The 18,272-nt window shown below is 69.3% G+C and carries 16 protein-coding genes and 1 tRNA gene; 7 read left to right on the forward strand and 10 right to left on the reverse strand.

Annotated features, from left to right (window positions below; translation table 11 throughout):
- Complete coding sequence (locus BLV57_RS10215; RefSeq protein WP_091288394.1) at window positions 1–2,733, forward strand: FtsK/SpoIIIE domain-containing protein; 2,733 nt, start codon at window positions 1–3, stop codon at window positions 2,731–2,733.
- Window positions 2,734–2,735: 2 nt separating this feature from the next.
- On the forward strand, window positions 2,736–3,104 hold the full coding sequence (locus BLV57_RS10220; protein WP_176968601.1) for a hypothetical protein: 369 nt from the start codon (window positions 2,736–2,738) through the stop codon (window positions 3,102–3,104).
- Between the two features lie 95 nt (window positions 3,105–3,199).
- On the opposite strand, the gene BLV57_RS10225 is transcribed toward BLV57_RS10220, so the two are convergent.
- Window positions 3,200–5,671, reverse strand: coding sequence for an endonuclease/exonuclease/phosphatase family protein (locus BLV57_RS10225; protein ID WP_091288396.1), 2,472 nt, complete (start codon window positions 5,669–5,671; stop codon window positions 3,200–3,202).
- A gap of 212 nt (window positions 5,672–5,883) precedes the next feature.
- Between BLV57_RS10225 and BLV57_RS10230 the strand changes: the two genes are divergently transcribed.
- Window positions 5,884–7,152 (forward strand): BNR-4 repeat-containing protein, encoded by a 1,269-nt coding sequence (locus tag BLV57_RS10230; RefSeq protein ID WP_245757247.1) that lies wholly within the window; start codon window positions 5,884–5,886, stop codon window positions 7,150–7,152.
- Window positions 7,153–7,267: 115 nt separating this feature from the next.
- Here the strand turns inward: BLV57_RS10230 and BLV57_RS10235 are convergent, their stop codons facing one another.
- The 6 genes from BLV57_RS10235 to BLV57_RS10260 form a co-directional block, all read right to left on the reverse strand.
- On the reverse strand, window positions 7,268–7,420 hold the full coding sequence (locus BLV57_RS10235; protein ID WP_425425974.1) for a hydrophobic protein: 153 nt from the start codon (window positions 7,418–7,420) through the stop codon (window positions 7,268–7,270).
- A 26-nt stretch (window positions 7,421–7,446) separates the two neighbouring features.
- Window positions 7,447–7,878 (reverse strand): hypothetical protein, encoded by a 432-nt coding sequence (locus BLV57_RS10240; RefSeq protein WP_091289071.1) that lies wholly within the window; start codon window positions 7,876–7,878, stop codon window positions 7,447–7,449.
- Window positions 7,879–7,883: 5 nt separating this feature from the next.
- Window positions 7,884–8,474, reverse strand: coding sequence for a hypothetical protein (locus BLV57_RS10245; protein WP_091288399.1), 591 nt, complete (start codon window positions 8,472–8,474; stop codon window positions 7,884–7,886).
- Window positions 8,475–8,658: 184 nt separating this feature from the next.
- Window positions 8,659–8,749, reverse strand: a tRNA-Ser gene (locus BLV57_RS10250).
- A gap of 89 nt (window positions 8,750–8,838) precedes the next feature.
- Window positions 8,839–9,303, reverse strand: a complete 465-nt coding sequence (locus BLV57_RS10255) for a nucleoside deaminase (RefSeq protein WP_091288400.1) — start codon at window positions 9,301–9,303, stop codon at window positions 8,839–8,841.
- A complete protein-coding gene (locus tag BLV57_RS10260; protein ID WP_091288401.1) occupies window positions 9,300–9,782 on the reverse strand; it encodes a tRNA adenosine deaminase-associated protein in 483 nt (160 codons plus the stop codon). Before BLV57_RS10260 ends, BLV57_RS10255 begins: the two co-directional genes overlap by 4 nt.
- Window positions 9,783–9,858: 76 nt before the next feature.
- On the opposite strand from BLV57_RS10260, the gene BLV57_RS10265 reads away from it, so the two are divergent.
- Window positions 9,859–11,088: a M20 metallopeptidase family protein gene (locus BLV57_RS10265; protein ID WP_091288402.1), complete on the forward strand. Its 1,230-nt coding sequence runs from the start codon at window positions 9,859–9,861 to the stop codon at window positions 11,086–11,088.
- Window positions 11,089–11,096: 8 nt separating this feature from the next.
- Window positions 11,097–12,074 carry a prephenate dehydrogenase gene (locus BLV57_RS10270; RefSeq protein ID WP_091288403.1) on the forward strand — a complete coding sequence of 326 codons (978 nt, stop codon included), beginning with the start codon at window positions 11,097–11,099 and terminating at the stop codon, window positions 12,072–12,074.
- Here the strand turns inward: BLV57_RS10270 and BLV57_RS10275 are convergent, their stop codons facing one another.
- Window positions 12,075–12,275, reverse strand: coding sequence for an antitoxin (locus BLV57_RS10275; protein ID WP_091288404.1), 201 nt, complete (start codon window positions 12,273–12,275; stop codon window positions 12,075–12,077).
- A gap of 8 nt (window positions 12,276–12,283) precedes the next feature.
- Window positions 12,284–14,185: an FUSC family protein gene (locus BLV57_RS10280; RefSeq protein WP_091288405.1), complete on the reverse strand. Its 1,902-nt coding sequence runs from the start codon at window positions 14,183–14,185 to the stop codon at window positions 12,284–12,286.
- 73 nt (window positions 14,186–14,258) lie between these two features.
- Here BLV57_RS10280 and BLV57_RS10285 point away from each other — a divergent pair, with 73 nt between their 5' ends.
- Window positions 14,259–14,708, forward strand: a complete 450-nt coding sequence (locus BLV57_RS10285) for an SRPBCC family protein (RefSeq protein WP_091288406.1) — start codon at window positions 14,259–14,261, stop codon at window positions 14,706–14,708.
- A gap of 81 nt (window positions 14,709–14,789) precedes the next feature.
- A complete protein-coding gene (locus BLV57_RS10290; RefSeq protein WP_091288407.1) occupies window positions 14,790–15,557 on the forward strand; it encodes a polysaccharide deacetylase family protein in 768 nt (255 codons plus the stop codon).
- 131 nt (window positions 15,558–15,688) lie between these two features.
- Here BLV57_RS10290 and BLV57_RS10295 read toward each other — a convergent pair whose 3' ends face one another.
- The gene (locus BLV57_RS10295) at window positions 15,689–18,256 is read right to left on the reverse strand and encodes a CHAT domain-containing protein (protein ID WP_091288408.1); all 2,568 of its coding nucleotides are present in this window, start codon (window positions 18,254–18,256) and stop codon (window positions 15,689–15,691) included.
- Window positions 18,257–18,272: the final 16 nt, after the last annotated feature.

Raw genomic sequence — 18,272 nt, forward strand, 5'->3', positions numbered from 1 at the left:
ATGGCGAACAGGGCCGAGGAACAGCGCAACCGTGTCCGTACCGCGTTGGAGCGGGTTCGGGCCCAGATCGCGTTGGTGCTCGGCGCCGCCGCCAACGCCAGGCAGGCGGCGGAGGCCGAGCTCGCCAAGCTGGAGCTCGAACGGGTGATAGTGCGCGCGGGGATCAACCAGGTGACCCCGCAGCAGCAGGCCGAATGGAGCCGTCATCCCGCCTCCGCCGAGGTCTTCTCGACGCTGCGGGCCATTCGCGGGCAGTTCTACACCGACTGGACCGCCGGGCCCAACGCGTTGCGGGAGCTGGTCGCGGCCAACGCGCCGGGGCCCGCCGGTCGGCCGCCGGGTGATTGGCTCGGGCGTGTCGGGGCCAATCCCGGATTGTCCGCGCCGGGATTGTGGCGAATCGGTTCGGCGACCGCGGAAGGCCAGGACATTTCGCGGGTGTTCGATGTCGCCGTCCCCCTTTTGGACGAGGCGCACCTTTCGATCACTTCGGCGCCGAAAACGCGCGAGGCCGTCGACGCGATCGTCGAAAACCTGCTGATGCGGGTGCTGAGCACGTTCGAACCCGGCGCCGTGCGCATTCATCTCTGGGATATCGGGCAGCTGACCGCGATCCTGCCGAGCCTGTACCCGCTCAGCCGGACCAGCGCGCTGACGCTGTACGACCCCAGCAGACTCGAAGATCTGCTCGACGAACTAGCCGGGCACATCCGGCGCATCCACGCGACCGGCATGCAGGCCGGGTACACCACGCTGCGCGAAATCCGGCGCGAGACCGGGCAGCGCACCGAGCCGTGGCGCATCGCCGTGCTCTACGGCAACGGGGAAACCCTTGATCACGAGACGGCCCGCGAACTGAAGCGAGTGGCGAGCGGCGCGCTCGCGGCCGGGATCTCGCTGATCCTGATCGACGTGCCGACGGCGTTGAGCACCTCGGTCGAGACGATCGACCTGCTCGACTCGCGGCGCGCGGTGAGCAGCATGACCGGGTCCGACCTGATCGTCGATCTGGACACGCCGCTGCCGTCTTCGCAGGTCACGCGGGCCGCGCGGGCGATCGCCGAGGCACTGATCGCCAAGCAGGGTGGGCCGAGGTCGTTCGCCGACCTGCTGCCGACCGAGTTCGGCAAGGAGAGTTCGGCGCGGGAACTCCGCGCGCCCGTCGGGTTCTACGAGGGCGAGCCGGTCGACGTGGTGATCGGCGACGCGAGCCCGCATGTGCTGATCGGCGGGCCGAGCGGGTCGGGCAAGACGAACTTCCTCTACGCGCTGCTGGGCAGCATGGCCGCGCGGTATTCGCCGAACGAGCTGGCGCTGTATCTGCTGGACTTCAAGGAAGGCGTGTCGTTCGCCGGGCTCGCGCCGGGGCGCAAGGACGCGAGCTGGCTGCCGCACGCGCGGCTGGTCGGGATCAACGTCAACACCGACCGCGAGTTCGGCTTGGCACTGCTGCGTTTCCTCGCCGAGGAGCTGCGGCGGCGCTCGGCCGCGGCGAAGGAGCACGAGGTCACCAACCTCGCCGACCTGCGCGAACAGGACCCCGAGGGGCACTGGCCGCGGATCGTCGCGGTGATCGACGAGTTCCAGTACCTCTTCGCCGGGCGTGACGCGGTGACCGCGCAGGCGACCCAGCTGCTCGAGGACATCGCGCGGCGTGGCCGTTCGCAGGGCATCCACCTGATGCTGGCCAGCCAAGACGTCGCGGGCATCGAGGCGTTCTGGGGCAAGCCGGCGGTGTTCGAGCAGTGCACGCTGCGGATCGCGATGCCGAAGGCGCGCCGGGTGCTGGCCGACACGAACAACGCGGCCGTCGCCGCGCCGAAGTGGCATGCGGTGATCAACCACGATTCCGGTGTGGCGCACGGAAACCAGCTCGCGCACGTGCCGGACGCGAGCAGCAAGGACGTGTTCGTCAAGCTGCAGCACAAGCTGTGGGAGCGGCATTCCGACGGGCCGAGGCCCCGGCTGTTCGACGGCGCGCATTCGCCGGAGCTGGACCGGTTCCCGGCGTTCACCCGCCTGAAGCCGAATTCCCGGCCACGGGCACTGCTCGGTCAGTCGATCGACGTGACCGAGGCGGCGTGCGGGGTGGAGCTGCCGTCCGCGCCAGGCCGCAACATCGCGGTGCTCGGCGGTGCCGCGGCCGAGGCGTTGTCCATTATGGACTCTTCGGCGCGCTCGCTGGCCAGGCAATATCGGCACGGGGCCGTCGAATTCATCCTGAGCTGCCCGATCGAGTCGTGTGTGCCAGCGGTGACCGAGCTGCTGCACCAGCTGCGTGCGGAGGGGCACAGCGCGACGCTGCTCGACGAGCTGTCGCCGCGAATGACCGAGCTGTCCGAAGGCTTGTCCACTTTGGACACGCCGAAGGTGTTGCTGCTCTACGGCGTCGACGCGTCGCTGCCCGCGCTGGAAGCCAAGGCGCCCGGTGTGCTGAAGAGCGGACTCGATCATCTGCGGGTGCTGCTCAAGCAGGGGCCCGGGCACGCGGTGCACACCATCGGCTGGTGGCGCAGCGTTTCCCGGCTCAAGGACACGCTCGGGTTCGCGGGCACCGACGACATCGGCACCTGGGCCGCGCTGGACGTGCAGGGCAACGAGCTGGCGCCGTTCGCGGCGGGCATGGTCGTGCACTGGTCGCCCCGGCCCGGCCGCGCGTTGTTCTTCGACCGCAGCACCCACGGCGCGCCGGAAGTGATCATCCCGTTCCAGCGACCGGATGGTGGAGCATGACGATCGACGACAACGCGACCGCGGCCATGCGCTACAAGGAGATCGTGAGCATGGCTCGCGGCTCCGCGGAGCAGCTGCGCAACTGGGAACTCGCGCGCGCGGACGAACTCGAGTACGCCAAGGCCGAAGCCGCGGCGGCCGTCACCGCGGCCACCGAACGCGAAGCCTGGGCGTCGGAACGCGCCATCCGCTGGTGGCGCATGGCGATCCACAACGTCAGCCGCCTGCCGTGGCTGGAAACCGGCGGCGATCCGGACCCGGCGCCCAATGCCCGGCCGCAGTACCTGGAGCGCTACCTGGAAGAGGTCAAACCCTCGTACCAGGAACTCGTCCAGGCGGTACTGGCGCTCGGCTGGCGCGCCAAGCGCTGACGTTAGCCCGAAAGCCACTTTCGTCAGGTCTTATAGCCCGAAAGCCACTTTCGTCAGATCGCATCTGACGAAAGTGGCTTTCGGGGTTTTACGGGCTACGGCTTGGGCAGGTATTTGCCGAGCAGCTGGTCCAGGTAGTCGAGCAGGTCGTAGAAGGCGTCGCCGATGGCGTTGCCCGCGCTCGGCCGGAAGCGCAGCACCTGCGGGTCGTGGTCGCTGGCCTGCTGGGCGAACTCGGCGTTGATGTGCACGACGTCGTAGTCGATGCCGCGCGGCGCCTTCGACGCCAGCAGGTGGTCGAGCACCTGCGACTGGCCCTCGAACACGTAGCTGTACCGCTCGCTTTCCGGCACCGTCGCGATGAGGTCGGTCAGCGCGCCGCCGGCCGTCAGCGTCTTCACCGCGGGCGAGAACGGGTAGTCGTTCAGGTCACCCGCGACGATGACGTTCGCGCGCGAGTCCGCCGCCAGCAGCTGGTCGATGAAGCCACGCAGCACCGTCGCCTGCTTGGCGCGCTGGATCTCCGAGCTGCGCGTCGGCGGCTGGAAGCGGCCGTGCGTCGGCTGGTCGCCGCCCTTGGAGTTCATGTGGTTGGCGATGACGAACACCGTGCGGCCGCTGAAGACGAACTCACCGGCCAGCGGCTTGCGGCTCGCGGTCCACGCCTCGTTGGCCGGGTCGACGCGACCGGGCGAGAGCGTGAGCTGTGCCTTGCCGTGCACCCTCTTGACGCCGACCGGGGTCACCGCGTCGCCACCCGGGCGGTCCACAAAGGACACCCGGGCCGGGTTGAACAGGAAGCCGACGCGGATGTTGCCGCCCGGCTGGCCGCCGTCGGTCAGGTCCTGCGGGTCGATCTCACGCCACTCGTAGCGCGGGCCGCCCGCCGCGACGATCGCGTCGGTGAACTTCCGCAGCGTCTGGTCGGCCGCGACCACGCCGTCGCCGTTGCCCTGCGGGCCGTTGTTGTCCTGGATCTCTTCCAGCGTCACGATGTCCGGCGAAGCGAGGCTGTCGACGATGCCGTGCGCGAGCTGGTCGAACTTGGCCTGCGTGTCCAGCGGCGAGAGGTTCTCGACGTTGTACGTGGCGACCGCGAGCTCGCCGGCGCGCTGCTTGCGGGTGGTCTCGCGCTGCAGCTTGTTGTCCTGCTCGGCGCCGAGCACCGAAGCCTGCAGGGTGGGCCCGCCGAAGTTGCTGTACTCGATCGGCCCGGAGGTGACGCCGGTCAGCACGTCACCGGTGTTGAGCTTCGGGAACGGGCGCTGGTCGAACGGGATCAGCGACTGCACCTTGAGCACACCCGAGTTGAGCTTGTCGTAGTCGAGGTAGACCGTGCCGCCGCGCACCGACGGGTGCTGCTCCGGCTTGGCGGTGATGTACAGCTCGTTGAACGAGGTGGTCGGGCCGACGACCCGCGCGTCCGTGAAGCTGACGATCTCGCTCTCGTGCGACTCCCAGAAGTCCAGCGAGTACTTCGACGGCTCGAGCGGCAGCGCCTCGATGTTGCCGCCGGGCTGCGGCGCGACGGCGTCCGGGACCATGCTCGAGACGATCGAGGTGGCGCCGGGCAGCGGGTTGCCGCTGGAGTCGACCGTCCAGGTGGCTGGCGAAAGCTCGGTCAGCGACTGGAAGTTCGACGTGGCGGGCGAGTCCGGGTAGAACTCGCGCACAGTGCCCGCGACGGTGACCGCGTCTCCGACGGCGACGGCCGGGGTGGCCGAGCCGGTGAAGACGAACAGGCCCTCGCTGGTGCGGGGGTCGGCGTCGGGCTGCGAGTCGGTGATCCAGAAGCCGCGCGACGAGCCGAACGGGCGGACCGCGGTGACCACGCCGGTCACGTTCGCGACCTTCTGGTCCTTCAGCGGCGAGATGCGCGTGGTGCCCTGGATGTCGTGGACCTTGGCGTTGGTGGGAGCCGGGCCGGGGTCGCCGCCGGTGCTCTCGCCCTTGCTGTTGGTCGGGGTGGGCGCGACGGCGGTGAAGTCGGCCGCGTTGTCGTCGGTGTCGGCCAGCGAGGCGGCGCGCGCGACCGCGTTGGTGTTGCTCGGCGCCGGAGCCGAACCGCCCTCGCGCACGACCGCGTTGCCGAAGCCGACCAGGTCCTTGACGCGGGTGTCCGCCGCGCAGTCGGCCGCGGTCTTGCAGGTCAGCGCGGTCGTGCCCTGGACGAGCGCGATGGTGCCCGCGGTCGCGGACATCGCGATGGCGCCGGTCGCGTCCGGGGCAGGGAGCGCGACGGTGCCGCCGGCGCCCTTGCCCTCGGCGACCAGGTAGCGCTTGCCCGCGGCGATGCTGCCGGTGAGCGCGGTGGTCTGCCAGGTGCTGCTCGCGCTCGGCGTGCCGGGCAGGTACTGGACGCTGAAGCCGTCGAGGCTCACGGGTGCCGCGCCGCGGTTGGCCAGCTCGATGAAGTCGTTGGTCAGCGTCGCGCCGCTGTTGCCGCCTCCGCCGTAGACCTCGGCGATCACCGCGTCCGCGCTGGGTGCCGCGATGGCGGTGGAAGCGCCTAGGACAAGGCCGCTCGTGACGGCAAGAACTAACAGACTTCTCCGGGAGTTCGTCACCCTGAGTCCCCTTATTCACTCGGACGGTCGACGAATACTCCCCCGAACAAGTGAGTAGCGGGAGGCTAATAAGGCAACAATTCGTGACCACTTCCCTCGGCTCAGCCGAGCGTGGAAGGATGAAGGTCCGCCGCCTGGAACCGCGCAGGAGGCGTTTCTTTATGCCCAAGTTGTCCGGCTTGATCCCTTGGTTGGTGTCGATCGTCACAGCCGTGAGCGTGCCCGTCTTCGGCCCCGCCGACTTCAGCGTGATGACACCCGCGACCACCGTCGCCTCCCGCACCGACCGCAGGCCGGTGGCGGGCGGGGTATACGACCCGGTCGCGGACCAGACGTTCATCTCGTGGTCCGGCAAGGCCGCCGACACTTACGTGCAGGCCTACGACCACAAAAAGAAGACGTGGACGCCGCCGAAGAAGATCTCTGGCGGCGAGTCCGATTCGCACAATTACCCGACGATGGTGCTGGCGGCCGACGGGCATCTGCTGATCTTCCGGGGCATGCACAACACCCGGACGGTGATCAACCGCGCGCCGAACGTCCATTCACTCGACGGCACCTGGACCGAGACGAAGGTCGCGGCCGGTGACGCCGCGAGCTACCCGATGCCGGTCAAGCTCAACGACGGCACGCTGTTCATGTTCTACCGCGAAACGACGAACCAGATCGATCCGAAGGCCGCCGCCGACTTCCGGCCGATGAAGTACATCGTGTCCAAAGACGACGGCAAGACGTGGAAGAACTCGGTCCAGCTGACCGGCAAGCCATGGGCGTTCGGCTCGAAGGGCCGCGCCGACCACATGGACGAGATCTACGTCGGCCAGCTGCGCTACGTGCCCGAAACCGGGCGCATCCAGTTCGCCTACACGCTCGCGGGCGGCGGGCCGTCGCAGCACAAGCACGACGTGTACCACCGCAACGTCTACTACGCGTCGTTCGACCCGGTGAGCCTGAAGTTCTACTCGGCGGCCGGGCGCGACCTCGGCACGCAGGTCGAGGACAGCGAGCAGGAGCAGTACCTCAAGGTCGCCGACACCCCGCTCCAGCTCCCTGGCGGCGCGAAGTCGCCGGACTACATCCTGCAGGTGGGTTCGCAGTCGGGTAAGCCGTTCGTGCTCTGGTTCCAGTTCGACTCGAAGGGCGTGCCGATCGACTACGCGGCAACGTGGAACGGCGCTTCCTGGGACCGCAAACAGATCGCGACCGGCCTGCGCCTACGCGAGGCCGAACCCCTCGACGCTCTGACGTGGCGCGTCTACGGCACCCGCGACGGCAAGCCCAACATCGAGACCTTCCTCCTCACCCCCGGCAACACCTGGAAGCCCGAAACCACCATCCCCACCCCGAAACCAGTCCAGCGCATCGAAGTCATCACCGGCTTCCACGACCCCGCACGCCTCCTCATCACAGGCGCCTCAACAGACCGCGACGTCTCCATAGCCGATGGCGACATCTACGTCGCGGGCCCCCCGACCAGCTAAAAAAATCCCAATGTGGCTTTCGTCAGATTTGAGCTGACGAAAGCCACATTGGCGGCCTGAAAACTGACCAATGCCGCATTGGGATTTTTTTCCTGGATCCGGCGGGGATTCGGGGCTACCAGCGGTACCAGCGGCCGCCGCCGGTGGCTGGGCGGACGAAGAAGCCCAGTAGCCAGAGGATCAGGACGATCCCGGCGATCCACCAGAGCGCGTGCACCGCGAACCCGGCGCCGCCCAGTACGAGAGCCAGCAAGAGAACTACGATCAACAGACCCATTTTCGACGACCTCCCGGTTACGCGTTCAGCAGCTGGTTGAAGAAGGAGCGGTAGCTCCGCAACGCCACCCGAAGGTCTTCGGTGGGCGCTTCTCCTTGCTGCCATTGGGATTCGAGTTCACGCTTGTGCTCGGCGAACGTCGCGGCCAGCGACTGCATGATCGCCGCGACCAGCTGGTCGGCGTCCTCGACCGCGCGTTTCGGGTCGTCGACGAAGGCGGCCTGCAATTCCTGCCACTGTGCGCGGAAACCTTCGACCTCGTCCTGGCCGAACAGTTCCTTGGCCGGTTCGTCGTGCCGGGTTTCGTTGATCGGCGTGTTCTCGTCGGGACCCGGCTCGACTTCGCCGTTTTCCCGCCCGTAGTCCTGCGTCTCCGGTTCGACCTCACGCGACTCGTGCGCCGGACCGGCGTCCAACAGATCCTGCGTGTTCACTCCGCGTTCTTCCATGTCGTTCACCTCCGCTGCTCGTCGGCGTGATGTGCCCTGTCGCGATGCCCGTTGTGCTCGGCGCCATCGGTCAGCAGGTCCTCGAAAACGGTGCGGTAGCGGACCATCGCCTCGCGTAACCGTTCCGTGGACGCCTGGCTGCGCTCGTGCTCGGACAGCGTGTCGTGCGCCGCGCGGTAGTGCTCCAGCGTGCGAGCGTGGCGTACGGACAGGTCCGCGGCCTGCTGTTCGTAGCCGCCGTCGGTGGGATATCCGCGCTCGGCCATCAGTTCGCCCAGCACCCGGTCGGCTTCGGTGAGCGCACCGGACGGCCGGTCGACGAACTGTTCCTGGATCAGGGCCCAGCGTTGCGTGTACCGCTCACGCGCGGAGGCCGACAAGGGCTTGATGTCGAGCTCCTTGTGCCGCTTCTCGCGCTCGGCGAGCTCACGCTCGGCCGCACGCGGGCTTTCCTGCTCCTGCACGGCGCGTTCGTACTCCGGGCCGAACTTCTCTTTGAGGTGGCGGCGACGCTTCTGCTGCAAGAACAAGACTGCGACCAGAGCCACAATCACGACCGCCGCGACCACGAGGATGACAACCACTGTCGTGGACATCGGTTTCTCCTTGGGTTCCTTTACCCCTACTCCAAGGAAATTCCCGCTCACCAGGCCCGGAAACTACGCCAGACGGCGCAACCCTGCCCGGCATCCGCACGCTTCCGTCCACAAACGACAGTCAGGCGGCCGACGAAAAACGCCCGGCGAGTCGGAGTGACTCACCGGGCGTTTCGCGTACTGCTGGCGGTGGCGGTGGGATTTGAACCCACGGACGGGGGTTACCCGTCACACGCTTTCGAGGCGTGCTCCTTCGGCCGCTCGGACACGCCACCGCCAAGAAATATACCCGACCGCCTGAGTACGCCTCGAAGGGGTCCTGGTCTTGCGCGTGCAGCGCTCTGAACAGCGCCGATGCGCGAACTCAAGCGTGGCCCCCGCCACGCTGGCCTGCGAAAAACTGCCCCAGTAGCGCGGCGCACTCGCTCTCGAGCACGCCACCGAACACCTCGGGTCTGTGGTTGAGTCTTCGGTCGCGCACGACGTCCCACAGCGAACCGACCGCGCCCGTCTTGGGCTCCCAGGCGCCGAACACGAGCCTGGCGACGCGGGAGAGCACCAGCGCGCCCGCGCACATCGTGCACGGCTCGACGGTCACCGCCAGCGTGCAGCCCTCGAGGCGCCAGCCGTCGCCGTGTCTTCGGGCGGCCGCGCGGATGGCGAGTATCTCGGCGTGCGCGGTGGGGTCTTCGAGCTCCTCGCGCGCGTTGCGGGCGGTGGCCAGCACTGAGCCGTCCGGGCCGAAGACGACGGCCCCGATCGGGACGTCGGCACCAGAGCCTCGCGCCACCTCCAAGGCGGCGCGGACGGCGTCTTCGGGGGCTCTCAGATCTCGTCCAGTAGCTTGGTGAACTCGCTGTCGAAGCCGCAGCGCTGGGCGATCATCTGCAGTTGCTCGTCCGGATAGAGGTCCACCTCTCCGACGATAACCTCAAGCTCGACACCCGGCAGGCCGAGATCGGCGAGAATCTCCAGATCGCCTTCCGGCCAGACCGACTCGTCGTCCTCGTCTGGCGGATCGACGCGCAGCAGATCCAGCACGTCGGCCGCGATGTCGTAGTCGAGTGCCGCCGCCGCGTCGGACAGCAGCAGCGAGGGCCCGCGCGGGCTGGGCCGGACGATCACGAAGAACTCGTCGTCCACCGCGAGCAGCCCGAACGAAGCACCGGTCGACCGTAATTTCCCGAGTTCCGTGATCGCGGCGTCGAGCTCGGACAGCGCGCCGGAATCGAGCGCGCTGCACCGCCACTTGCCGTCCTCGCGGACCACGGCCACCGCGAACCCCGTGATGGGCTCTTTCACCGCCATGCGCACACCGTATTCCCGTCTCCGGATCAGCGCACACACGGTGCGCCGACAGGCCGTCAGGTGCCACTATCGGGACATGACCGGACCCACCGACCTGCCGACCCTCCCGGACGCCTGCTTCGCCGGTTTGCTCGACGAGGCGAAAGCGCTGCAGGACAAAACCGTCGCACTTCGCCGCGAGATCCACCGGCAGCCGGAGCAGGGGCTGCACCTGCCGAAGACGCAGGAGGCGATCCGCAAGGCGATCGAGGACCTCCCGCTCGAGATCACCCCCGGCAAGTCGACGACCTCGCTCACGGCCGTGCTGCGCGGCGCGAAGCCCGGCCCGGCGGTGCTGCTGCGCGGCGACATGGACGCGCTGCCGCTGCAGGAGGACACCGGGCTCGACTTCGCCTCGGCGACCGACGGCACGATGCACGCCTGCGGCCACGACACCCACGTCTCGATGCTCGCCTCGGCCGCGCGGCTGCTCGCGGCGCACCAGGACGAGCTGGCCGGTTCGGTCGTGTTCATGTTCCAGCCCGGCGAGGAGGGCTATCACGGCGCGCGGCACATGATCCACGAAGGCGTGCTGGACGCGGCGGGCGAACGCGTCGAGCGCGCGCTCGCGCTGCACATCTTCAACAGCGCCAAGTCCGGCGTCATCCAGACCAGGCCGGGACCGCAGCTGGCCTCGGCCGACAGCTTCGTCGTGCGGGTGACCGGCAAGGGCGGGCACGGCTCCGCGCCGCACGACGCGGTCGACCCGGTGCCAGCCGCGGCCGCGATGGTGGGCGCGCTGCAGACGATGATCACCCGCAAGGTGAGCGTCTTCGAGCCCGCCGTCCTGTCGGTCACCCGGATCACCGCGGGCACGACCAGCAACATCATCCCGGAGACGGCCGAGCTGGAGGGCACCATCCGGACGCTGTCGGAGCAGACCCGCGCGTTCGTCCGCGCCGAGCTGCCCAAGGTCTGCGAGGCCATCGGCGCCGCGCACGGCTGCCGGGTGGTGGCCGATGTGGAGCCGGGCTACCCGGTGACGGTGAACGACGACCACCTCGCCGAGCACGTGCTGTCACTGGCCGCCGAGGTGCTCGGCGCGCGGTACGCCGAGGCGATGCCGCACCCGGTGATGGGCGCCGAGGACTTCTCCTATGTGCTGCAACGGGTTCCCGGCGCGTTCGCGTTCCTCGGCGGCTGCCCGCCCGAAGTGGATCTCGCCGACGCGGCGCCCAATCACTCCAACCGGGTGATCTTCGACGAAGCGGCCATGGCACACGGTGTCGCCTTGTACGCCGCGTTCGCTCTGGACGCCTTGCGCTGAGTGGCAGGATGAGCGGCGTGCGAGACGTATGCGTCATCGGTCTGGGCTTGATCGGCGGCTCACTCCTGCGCGCCGCCACGGCGGCGGGCAGGACGGCGTTCGGCGCCACGGCGTCCGAAATGGACGCGGACGCGGCCAGCAGACAGGGCTTCGACGTCACCGCCGATGTGGCGGTCGCACTGCGCCGCGCGGCCAAACAGGACGCGATGGTGGTGCTGGCCGTGCCGCTGCCCGCGGTCGAGGGCGTGCTGCGCCAGGTCTACGAGCACGCCTCGAACTGCCTGCTCACCGACGTGACCAGCGTCAAAGGGCCGGTTTTGGACTCGGTCAAGCGGCTGGCGAAGTGGAACAAGTTCGTCGGCGGGCACCCGATGGCAGGCTCACAGGAGTCCGGCTGGACGGCCACGAACCCCGAGCTGTTCCGCGGCGCCGCGTGGGTCGTCTGCGTCGAAGAGGACACCGACCTCCAGGCGTGGGCCGAGGTCGCGCAGCTGGCGATCGACGTCGGCGCGCACGTGATCCCGCTGCCAGCCGACTCGCACGACGAGACGGTCGCGCGCATCTCGCACCTGCCGCACCTGTTCGCCGCGATCCTCGCGACGATCGGGGCGCAGGGCGGGCCGCTCGCGATGGCGCTGGCGGCCGGCTCGTTCACCGATGGCACGCGGGTGGCGCAGAGCCGTCCGGACCTGGTGCGAGCCATGACGGAAGGCAACAGGGCGGCGTTGCTGCCGATCGTCGACGAGGCGCTCGGCAGGCTCGGCGCGACGCGTGGCTCGCTGGCGTCGACCGGCGGGCTCGCCGCGACGATCAACGCCGGTCACGAGGGCGCGCAGCTGTTCCAGGCCAGCAAGAACGTGCAGCGGGCCGGGGTGCGGGTGAGCCTGACCGCCGATGACGCCAAGGACGGCCTCATCGCGCTCGGCGAGCGCGGTGGCCGCATCACCGCCTTCGACGGGGACACGGCCATCGGCGAAGTCAGCTAGCTACTTCGGTTCGTCCGGGGTTTCGTCGTACTTGTTGATGAAGTCCTTGGCCTTCCCGGTGACCGAGTCGATCTGGTCGCCGTGGCCGAACTTCTCCTTCGCGAACTCACTGGCCTTGTCGAGGCCGTCCTCGATCTTGTCGCCGTGCTCGCGAAGAGCTTCCTCTGCCTTGTTCTTCAACGCGTCGAAATCGATGCCCATGGCCCCCATCAAACCCGATCCGGCTCCGGGCCGCGCACCGCGTCGAACGCGGCGGTCACCTGATCCGCGACCCCGGCCAGCCGCTCGCTCTCGGGGAGCGGCATCGTCACCGGCCAGCGCTCCTCGCGGATGGCCGCCGCCAGCTCCGCGAGCGCGGCCTTGACGAGCTCGACCTCGGCGGGATCGGGCAGGTCACCGCTGTGCACGATGACCTGGGTGACCGCGTCGGTGACGCGTTCGAGCCCGGCGATGACCGGCCACCACGCGACGGCCTGGCGCCCGTTCGGCGACGGCTCGACGACGACCTGCTGGAACGCCGTCCGCAGGTCGGCGAGCGCCCGGTAGGCCTTGCGGCGGGCACGTGAGCGTTCCAGCCGATCCTCACCCGAGATGGTGAGCGCGCGCTCGACGTACTTCGAGACGACGCCCATCGCATCCGCGAGCAGCCCGCCGACGCGGGGACGGCGACTGCCGGGCCAGAGCAGGTAGCCGAAGACCAGCACGATCGCGCAGCCGAGGACGGTGTCGACCAGCCGCGCGGTGGCGACCGACCAGGTGCCGTTGGTGGACAGGTCGGTCTGCAAGATGATCAGCGGGGTGACGAACGCGCTGAGGATGCCGTAGTTGCGGACCTTCCCGATCGCGACCCCGCCCGCGAACAGCCCGATCAGGATGACGAGCGCCCAGCCGTGCACGCCGAACCCGAGCGCGACGGCGCCGATGGCGACCCCGGCGACCGTGCCGATCCCGCGCAGCACCGCGCGGCCGAACACCGAGCCGAAGTCGGGTTTGAGCACCAGGCCGACGGTCAGGGTCAGCCAGTACGACCGCTCCAGCGGGATGAGCCAGCCGACCAGTTCCGCCAGCGCGACGCAGTAGGAAAGCCGCAGCGCGGCGAGCCAGGTCAGCGGGCCGGAGATCAGCGAGGACGCCCACTCGCGCAGGCGTCGCAGCGGCGAAGCGGGCTTGCGGCGCTTGCGGTCGTCCCCCTTGTTGATCCGGATCAGGCCGTTGTAGAGCGCTTTGATGCCGGGGTCCGCGTCGGGCGGAGGCGACGGCGCGGGCGGCAGCGGCTGGTTGGCGAGCACGGCGGCCGCGGCGGTGGTCAGGTAGTCGATGACCTCGGCAGGCGCTCGGCGTCCTGTGTGGACAAGCGCGACGGCCGCCTCGACGGCCTGGGTCGTCGCCGACAGGAGGTTGAGCAGCTCGCGGTAGGCGGCGTCGCGGCCGGAGAGCCACGAGCGGGCGGTCAGCAGGCGGTCGTAGCCGGTGTTCATCGCGGTCGTGAGCTGGTTGCGGGCGACGCGCGCGGTCGCCTCGTCGGCGGCGGAGAGCATCGCGGCCAGCTCGATGTAGACGTGCGCGACGGCGCTGCGCTCCGGGCTGGTCGCGCGGAACGTCCAGCTGGCCAGCGCGACGGCCAGGCTCCAGGCGGCGCCGAGCAGGAAGAGCCCGAGCGCGTGCTCGACGCGGACGCCGGTGGCGTGCTGGCCGGTGCCGAGCACGCAGAAGACGAACATCTGCAGCCCGGCGACGGACGCGTTGCTGCCAGCCGCGCTGATCAGCGCCGATATCCCGGCGACGAGCACGACGGCGATCGCGGACGCGGCGACGTCCGGCCCGGCCAAGAGCCCGACGAGGTAGCCGGCGGCGGCCGCGGCGCTGGCGCCCGCCAGCCGGATCGCGCGGTAGCGGTACGGGCCCGCCGACTCGGAGAGCACCGCGGGCAGCGCGCCGGTCGAGAGCATGGTGCCGACGGTGATGTCGCCGACCCAGAAGCCGACCGCGAGCGGGACGGTCAGCGCCAGCACCGCCCTGACCACCATGTTCCACGGAATGGGAACCGGTTTGCTGCGCAGGAGCTGGACCAGCCAATGCGGCGCGGCGAAGTCGGGGCGCGTCGTGCTCACGTGACCATCTTGACCTATCGGCGGGCGCCCGGATTAATTATCGTCGCGTCAACAACTGCTTCGGGAGGCTCACGTGGGCAAGACGTTCGGTTTCGAGATCCATCGCACGAGCACGGCGCCGGCGGCGACGCTGTTCCGGCTGGAGACCGACGGCGGCCGCTGGTCCGATTGGGCGAAACCGGCGATCGTCCAATCGAGTTGGGAACGCGAAGCCTCGCCGGTCGGCGGGGTCGGCGCCATCCGCAAGGTCGGGCTGTGGCCGCTCCTGATGCGCGAGGAGACGATCGAGTTCGAACAGGACCGTCGCCACGTCTACGCCTTCGCCGGCCCGCCGGCGCCCGTGAAGGATTACCGAGCGGAAGTCGTGTTCACTCCAAAGCCTGACGGCGGCACCGACATCCGCTGGACCGGTTCGTTCACCGAATCCCTGCCCGGCACCGGCGGAATCCAGCTGGCAGTGCTCAAAACCGCGATCCGCGTCCTCTCGGCACGCTTGGTGGCAGCAGCGGAACGTAACTCCTGATCCCCTGAGACAACCCACGATCGTGTGACACGTCCTCCTATCGGGTAGTTCTTGCCCGATAAGGAAAACAGGGGACGTGTCATGCCAAAAAGGACACGAGTGGGGTGCGCACTCGTAGCCGTTCTGTCGCTCTTGGTGAGCTGTTCGACGCCGGAGCCGCAGCCGCCGGATTCAGCGCAGCGCAACCCGGCGCCCGGAGCGGCGCCCGCGCCGGTGAACGCCGCGCCGTACCCGTTCGGCCAGGTGCAGCAGAAGGCGCCGCCGATCGCGGACGGCAAGGTCCCGGTGGTGCGCACCATCAAGACCGACAAGCCGTACGTGTTCATCACGATGGACGACGGCGCGGTGCCGGATCCGCAGGCGCAGCACCTGATCCAGCAGTCGGGCGCGCACCCGGTGCTGTTCCTCAACCAGAAGTACGTGAAGGGCCACGAGCCCTACTTCAAGGGCCTGCTCGACTCGTCGGGCGCGTCGCTCGCCAACCACACGGTCAGCCACCCGAACCTCAAAGGCAAGCCGTATGACTTGCAACACAAGGAGATCTGCGACAACGCCGACGACTTCGCCCGCGAGTTCGGCCAGCGCCCGACCCTGTTCCGCCCGCCGTTCGGCAACTACGACGCGACCACGCTGAAGGCGGCCGCCGACTGCGGCATGCGCGTCGCGGTCCTGTGGACGGCCGCGGTCAACGACGGCGTGGTCCAGTTCCAGGTCGGCGACAAGCTCCGGCCGGGCGACATCGTCCTCATGCACTTCCGCAAGACCTTCGCCGAGGACTTCAACGCCTTCATCGCCCAGGCCAAAAAGGACGGTCTCACCCCCGTCCCACTCCCCGACTTCCTCGGCTGACCCACCCTTGGCCCGAAAGTGACCTTGGGCCAAGGGATACCCCGAAAGTGGCTTTCGTCAGGTCCGATACCCCGAAAGCCACTTTCGTCAGATCGCATCTGACGAAAGTGGCTTTCGGGGTTTGGTCGGGGTCAGCCGGCGCCTAGGCAGAGGAAGGGGCGGCGGAAGGGGTCGACCGCCGTGGCTTCGGCGAGTGCGGTGGCGGGTGGGATGCCGGCGGCGAGCTGGTGGTGGAGGTCGGACATCGCCTCGGCCGCGGCGCGGTCGCCGACGCGGGCGATGGCGCCGATGACCGTGCGGGAGCCGCTCGCCAGCAACGTCCCCGCGAAACCGAGGGCTTCCTCGCCGGGGCGGATGTGGGACATCGCGAGTTCGCACGCGGCGAGCACGACACGCTCGGGCGGCCGGGTCAGGCGCGCGGTCTCGTGGGCGAAGAGCGGGCCGTCGACCAGTTCCAGGCGCGAGAACAACGCGTTCGCGGGCTCGTGGGCGCCGTGGGCGACCAGGTGCGCGGTGCCGGAGCCCTCGAGCGCCCGCAGCACCGCGTCGCTCGTGGCGGACGCGCCGTCGATCAGCTGGGCGCCGGGGTAGACCGCGCGCAGCTGGCTCACCTCGCCGATCGCGCCTGGCACGCCGGGCCCGCCCGCCAGCAGCACCGGTGAGGCGTGCGGGCGTTTCATGGCGGACAGCCAGGCCGTCGCCGACGGCGCGACCGTGAGCGGGCGGCCGCGCAACGAGGGCAGCACCGCCCATGGCAGCACGTACAGCGGGCCGATCGGGATGATCACCAGCTCACGGTCGGCGAACTGCTCGGTCAGCGAAGCGCGCAGCAGCTTGTCGAGCTTCTCGGCGCGCCGGGACGCGGAGCCGGCGACGGCTTCGGCGAGCATCGGCGGCAGGTGGTCGGGCGCGAGCGCGTCGAGGTCGGCGTGCAGCTGCTTCACCGTTTCGATGACCTCAGCGCGGTCGCCCAGCTTGGTGAGGCTGAACTCGCCGTCGCGGATGATCAAGCAGAAGAGCGTCTCGCCGTCGCTGACCACGCTGGCGAGCACGCGGTCGCCCAGCGCCTCGACGATCTCTTCGTTCGTCGCGACCGGCCGCGGTTTGCCCCACGGGCTCGTGTACCAGCCGAGCCTGCCCGCTTCGCTCTGCAGCGCGCTGTAGCGCTTTTCCAGCGCCGACACTGATTCGCCCTGCAGCCGGTTGCGCTGGATCTGGCCCTGCACCTGGCGCATCTCGGTGATGTGCTTGGCCAGCACGGGATCCTCGATGACCGGCAGCGGCTCGTACCGGTAGACCTGCGCGCGCGTGAGCTCCTGCCAGGCGAACAGCTGCCTGGCCTGTGACTGGTCGCGCCTGCCGCCGAGCACCAGTTTCAGCGCGAGCCTGCCGAGCTCCTGGCCGTGCACCGCGGTGCCGCACACCAGGTCCAGCCCGCCCATGCGGTCACGGATCGCGCCGAGTTCGGTGAGCCCGGCCCGCGCCTGCGCGAGCGCCGCGCGTGGCCGTCCGGTGGCGACCGCGAGTTCGGCACGGCACAGCCGCAGCAGCATCCGGTGGTCGATCGGGGTCGTCTGACGGGGCTTCGGCACCTGCGACAGCAGGGTTTCCGCCTCGTCGACCGCGCCACGCCGCAGATGCAGCCGGACGGCCAGCAGCCGCGCGGCCGCGGCCTCGTCGCGCAGGCCCAGCTCGGCCAGCCGCGGCGCGAGCTCGCTCAGCTCGCGAGGCAACCGCGGCGCCGGCTTGCGCGCCTTGTTCGCCAACGCGTTGAGCGCACCGGCGCGCAGCCTGGCCAGCGAGGCGATCTCGGCCCACCGCGCGTTGCCACGCCGCAAAAACCGCCGTCGCGCGGTGGCCGCGTACTTGCGGGCCAGCGCGAAATCACCTTCGAGGATCGCCGCGGCGGCACGCGCCACCTCGGCCTCGGCGATGTCCTGCGCGGCCTTCTTCCTGATCAGCTCGGGCATGATCTCGTCGAGCTGAGCGGCCGCCTCTTCGGCGAGACCGGCCGCGAGCAGCGCGCGTGCCTGGTTCAGCCGCAGCAGCGGCAGCCAGCCTGGCCAGATCGAACGGTAGATCTGGCCTGCCTGCTCATAGTTGCGCAGTGCTTCGGGGATGTCGCCTTCGAGCTGCGCGAGATCGCCCAGCCCGTGCCTGGCCTTCCCGGCGAGCCCGTGATGGCCGTGTTCCTCGGCCAATTCGAGGCAGCGCCGCAGATCCGCGCGCGCGGCCTCCGGGTTGCTCATCAGCACATGGACGTACGAGCGGTTGAGCAGGTCCGTGGTGAGCAGGAGCTTGTCGTCCTCGACCTCGGCGTCGACGCTGGGCAGCAGCGCGTCGAACAACGCGACGGAGTCCGCGAGACGGCCGATGCGCGCGAGCATGATCGCGCGCTGCAACCCGACGGTGAACCGCAGCGTGCTGCGTTCCTTGCAGTCGGGCATGCGCAACCGCATCGCCTCAGCCGTGTCCAGATGCTTCAGGCCGGACGCGGGCGACTTGGTCTCCGCTTCCGCCGACGCCAAGGAGATCAACACCTTCGTGCTGATCTCCAGCCAGTTCACGTCGTCCTGGATCCGCGGGCCGAGCGCACGCAAAGCCTGGTGCAACAGCTTCGCGGTGACCGCGGGCCGGGAGTCCGCCGACGCCTTCTTGGCACGGTCATAGAGACCACGTGCCGCTTCCACGGCTCTCATGAGTTCAAAAAGCGGC

It is taken from the genome of Amycolatopsis xylanica, from assembly GCF_900107045.1.
Taxonomy (GTDB): Bacteria; Actinomycetota; Actinomycetes; order Mycobacteriales; family Pseudonocardiaceae; genus Amycolatopsis; species Amycolatopsis xylanica.

Bases quoted from the DNA above. Each gene is read 5' to 3' on its own strand.
- BLV57_RS10215 (WP_091288394.1), top strand. From the start codon at position 1: ATGGCGAACAGGGCCGAGGAACAGCGCAACCGTGTCCGTACCGCGTTG.
- BLV57_RS10240 (WP_091289071.1), bottom strand. From the start codon at position 7,878: ATGGAAGAACGCGGAGTGAACACGCAGGATCTGTTGGACGCCGGTCCG.
- BLV57_RS10245 (WP_091288399.1), bottom strand. From the start codon at position 8,474: ATGTCCACGACAGTGGTTGTCATCCTCGTGGTCGCGGCGGTCGTGATT.
- BLV57_RS10260 (WP_091288401.1), bottom strand. From the start codon at position 9,782: ATGGCGGTGAAAGAGCCCATCACGGGGTTCGCGGTGGCCGTGGTCCGC.
- BLV57_RS10265 (WP_091288402.1), top strand. From the start codon at position 9,859: ATGACCGGACCCACCGACCTGCCGACCCTCCCGGACGCCTGCTTCGCC.
- BLV57_RS10270 (WP_091288403.1), top strand. From the start codon at position 11,097: ATGAGCGGCGTGCGAGACGTATGCGTCATCGGTCTGGGCTTGATCGGC.
- BLV57_RS10275 (WP_091288404.1), bottom strand. From the start codon at position 12,275: ATGGGCATCGATTTCGACGCGTTGAAGAACAAGGCAGAGGAAGCTCTT.
- BLV57_RS10290 (WP_091288407.1), top strand. From the start codon at position 14,790: ATGCCAAAAAGGACACGAGTGGGGTGCGCACTCGTAGCCGTTCTGTCG.
- BLV57_RS10295 (WP_091288408.1), bottom strand. From the start codon at position 18,256: ATGAGAGCCGTGGAAGCGGCACGTGGTCTCTATGACCGTGCCAAGAAG.